Here is a 4,089-nt window from a genome sequence, read left to right as displayed (position 1 = left end):
CGGCCGGCCGCCGCGCACCGGGGCGACGGCAGCCGGCCGTGGACGGCGCCCGCCCGCGCCGCCCGGGGTCAGCGTGAGGCGGAGGCCGACTCGAAGCCGACCCGGTGCAGCTGGCCGGGCAGGTCGTTCACGAGGTACTGCTCACCGTCGGCAGTGGTGCCGAACGCGGTGACCTGGGTCGGGAAGGTACCGATCCGCGCGTTCTGGGAGCCGTCGGCGCTGAGGGCGAAGGCGGTCGAGGAGCAGTAGTCGGTCGCCAGGTACACGCCGTCGGCGATGTCCGCGTACCGCTCGCCCCGGTAGACGTGGCCGCCGACGACCGCACAGCCGTCCACGGAGGTCTGGTAGGTGAAGACCGGGTCGTGGTAGACGACGCCCGACAGGCAGCGGTCCTCGTCGAAGATCTCCAGACCCTCCTTGCACGACCAGCCCAGGTTGGAGCCACCCGCCCAGGCGCCGAGCCGGTTGATCTCCTCCCAGCGCCCCTGGCCGACGTCGGCGACCCACACCGCGTGGGTCACGGGGTCGATCGAGAACCGCCAGGGGTTGCGCAGCCCCGAGACCCAGATCTCGGGCTCCGCCGTGGGGTCGTGGAGATAGGGGTTGTCCCAGGGCACGCAGTACGGCACGGGCCCGCAGGTGGTGCTCACGTCGATGCGCACGATCTTGCCGAGCAGGGTGTCGATGCGCTGGCTGTTGTTGTTCGGGTCGCCGGCGCCGCCGCCGTCCCCGAGGGACCAGTACAGGTACTGGTCCGTCTGGCCGAAGGCGACCTCGCCGCCGTTGTGGTTGGTGTAGTCGGGGTGGTCCTGGCTGATCAGTACCTCGGTGGTGCCGTCGTCCAGGTGGTGGCGTGCGAGGGTGACAGCGCCGTCCGGCTGGGCGGTGTAGGAGAGGTAGACCTCCTGGGTCTCGGCGAAGTCCTTGGCCGTCGCGAGTCCCAGCAGGCCGCGCTCGTTGCCGCTCGCGTTCACCAACGTGCGGATGTCCAGCAGCGGTTGGGCTTCCAGTCCGGTGTCGGGGTGGTAGACGCGCACCGTCCCCGCCTTCTCCGCGATGAGAAGCCGTCCGGTGCCGTCGTCGGGTCCGTCGAGCCCGGTCGGACGACTCAGGCCGAAGCCCACCTGCTCGGTGGTGACGGTCAGATCCTCCAGGACGGGCGCGCCCTCGGCGTCGACGGAGGCGGTCGGCTCCTGCGCCTGGGCGGTGACCGTGCCGTGAGCCAGCGGTGCGGCGGCGAGGGAGAGGGCGAGCAGGGCGCGGAGCGTCCAGCTGCGGCGTCGTGACATGGCGACTCCAACGGGTGTGGGGGTGGTCGAGCCGTCCCGGGGAGGCCGATCGGCTGGACCGGCCCGGCCCCTGGGCAGTCGGGGACGCTAACGCCTGGAGATCGACCGCGCCAGACCCTGGGAGCGCTTCCAGACTTTCCGGTGCGGGTCGTCTTGACGGCTTGGCGCACCGGTTCCACGCTCTATGGGAGCGCTCCCAAGCGTCTCGTGGTCTCCCCGCGCCGTCCGGCTGCCGGCCCCCACCGCGCCGACACCACCGGACCCCCACCGCTGGAAGGAACGAGCTGTGAACCGTCAGAGCCGCACGTCGAACGCCTCGCCACCGCCCCTCATCGGGCCCCGCCCGCATCGCTCACCCCTGCGGACCCGGGTGGTGCTCGGCGCGGCCACCGCCGCCGCGCTCGCCGCCGGACTGCTGTCGGTGCCCGCCGTCGGGGCGGCGGCCGGGCCCCCCTCCGGCGAGGAGGAGGGGCCCGAACTGATCGTCAACGGTGACTTCGCCAACGGCACCGAGGCGTGGTGGTGGACCCCGAACACCGAGGGCGTCGTCTCCGACGGCCGGTTGTGCGTCGACATCCCCGGCGGCACCGCCAACCCCTGGGACGCCATCGTCGGGCAGGCCGGCATCGCGCTGGAGGAGGGGGAGAGCTACGCCCTGCGCTACACGGCCAGTTCCAGCGCCCCGGTGGTCTCCCGGGCCAACGTGATGCTGGCCGAGGAGCCGTACACCAAGGAACTCGCCACCACCGACACGGTCTCGGGGCCGGCGGTCTCCTTCGAGCACGTGTTCACTGTCGGCGCCGACTACGAGGCGGCGCAGTTCTCCGTCGAACTGGGCGGTTCGGCGGAGCCGTTCACGTTCTGCCTCGAAGAGGTGTCACTGCGCGGCGGAGCCGTGCCGCCGGTCTACGAGCCGGACACCGGCTCACCGGTCCGCGTCAACCAGGTGGGCTACCTGACCCACGGCCCCAAGAGCGGCACCGTTGTCACCGACGCACCCAAGGCGCTGCGCTGGGTGCTGCGCGACGCCGACGGGAGGCGGGCCGCGAGCGGGAAGACCGCACCGTTCGGCACCGACCCGACGTCCGGGCAGCACGTCCACCGGTTCTCCTTCGACGCCGTCCAGCGGGAGGGCGAGGGGTGGACGGTCACGGTCGACGGGGAGACCAGCCAGCCGTTCGCCATCGGGGACACGCTCTACTCCGGCCTGCGGACCGACGCGCTGGCGTACTACTACCACAACCGCAGCGGCATCGAGATCGAGGCGGAGCTCGTCGGCGAGGAGTACGCCCGGCCCGCCGGCCACCTCAACGTCGCGCCCAACCGGGGCGACTTCGACGTCCCCTGCCGCCCCGGGGTCTGCGACTACCGGCTCGACGCGCCGGGCGGCTGGTACGACGCGGGGGACCACGGCAAGTACGTCGTCAACGGCGGCATCTCGGTCGCCCAGTTGATGTCCCTGTACGAGCGCACCCTCTGGGCCGACGGAGCCGACGGCGAGGCGCTGGGTGACGGCTCGCTCCGGGTGCCCGAGCAGGGCAACGGGGTTCCCGACATCCTGGACGAGGCGCGCTGGCAGCTCGACTTCCTGCTCGCCATGCAGGTCCCCCAGGGCGAGGAACTGGCGGGCATGGCCCACCACAAGCTGCACGACGCCAACTGGACCGGGCTGCCGCTGCTGCCGCACCGGGATGCCGAGCTCCGGCAGCTGCACGCGCCGTCCACGGCGGCGACCCTCAACCTCGCCGCCGCGGGGGCGCAGGCCGCCCGGCTCTTCGAGCCGTACGACCCCGACTTCGCCGCCGAGGCGCTGACGAGCGCGGTCACCGCCTACGAGGCCGCGCAGCGCCACCCCGACCACTACGCGGACCCGAACGACGGCCAGGGCGGCGGCGCCTACAGCGACGACAACGTCACGGACGAGTTCTACTGGGCGGCCGCCGAACTCTTCGCCACCACCGGTGAGGAGCAGTACCTGGAGGACCTGCGGAACTCCCCGCTGCACGGTGACACCGACGCGGTGTTCCCGCGCGGCGGACTCGCCTGGGCGGCCACCGCCGGGCTGGGCGCGATCACCCTCGCCACCGTCGACACCGCGCTCACCCCCGCGGAGCGGGCCGACATCACGGCGACGCTGCTGGAGGCGGCCGACGGCTACGCGGCCGACTCCGTCTCCGAGGCGTACGGGCTGCCCTTCTCCCAGAACTACGTCTGGGGCTCCAACTCACAGGTGCTGAACAACATGGTGGTGCTCGGCGTCGCCCACGACCTGACCGGGGAGGCCCGGTACGGCGCGGCGGTGCTGCGCGGGCTCGACTACCTGCTGGGCCGCAACCCGCTCAACCAGTCCTACGTCACCGGCTACGGCGAGCGGGACTCCCGCAACCAGCACCACCGGCACTGGGCCCGGCAGCTGAACCCGGCGCTGCCCCACCCGGCGCCCGGCTCGGTCGCGGGCGGTCCCAACGAGGAGCTGCAGGACCCGATCGCCGCCGACCTGCTGGAGGGATGCGCGCCCGCGATGTGCTACATCGACCACATCGAATCCTACGCCACCAACGAGATCACCATCAACTGGAACGCGCCGCTGGCCTGGGTCGCTTCCTTCGTCGACGACCTCGGTGACGGCGCCGGGACGGTGGACGGGGGTGCGCCCGGCCGCTCCTGAGCGCGGCGGCCCCCGGGGGCTGCCCGGACCGTCCGGACCGCGCGCCGGTCCCGGGCGGTCCCGGGCGGTCCCGCCCGCGCCGCGGGCGAGGCGTTCCGGACCGGGACGGAGCGGGGCCGCGGCCCCGGGGGG

The 4,089-nt window shown here is 73.0% G+C and carries 2 protein-coding genes; one reads left to right on the top strand and one right to left on the bottom strand.

What is annotated here, in order from left to right:
* Positions 1–68: 68 nt before the first annotated feature.
* Entirely contained in the window at positions 69–1,289 is a 1,221-nt protein-coding gene (locus HCN52_RS22535; RefSeq protein WP_168090279.1) for a PQQ-dependent sugar dehydrogenase, read from the bottom strand.
* 370 nt (positions 1,290–1,659) lie between these two features.
* Between HCN52_RS22535 and HCN52_RS22530 the strand changes: the two genes are divergently transcribed.
* On the top strand, positions 1,660–3,957 hold the full coding sequence (locus HCN52_RS22530) for a glycoside hydrolase family 9 protein (RefSeq protein ID WP_376767194.1): 2,298 nt from the start codon (positions 1,660–1,662) through the stop codon (positions 3,955–3,957).
* The last annotated feature ends 132 nt before the right edge of the window (positions 3,958–4,089 follow it).

It is taken from the genome of Streptomyces bohaiensis, assembly GCF_012033785.1.
GTDB classification, from domain to species: domain Bacteria; phylum Actinomycetota; class Actinomycetes; order Streptomycetales; family Streptomycetaceae; genus Streptomyces; species Streptomyces bohaiensis.
The sequence above is the reverse complement of the archived record's forward strand: the minus strand, read 5'-3'. Positions and strand labels throughout refer to the sequence as shown.

Bases quoted from the DNA above. Each gene is read 5' to 3' on its own strand.
- HCN52_RS22535 (WP_168090279.1), bottom strand. From the start codon at position 1,289: ATGTCACGACGCCGCAGCTGGACGCTCCGCGCCCTGCTCGCCCTCTCC.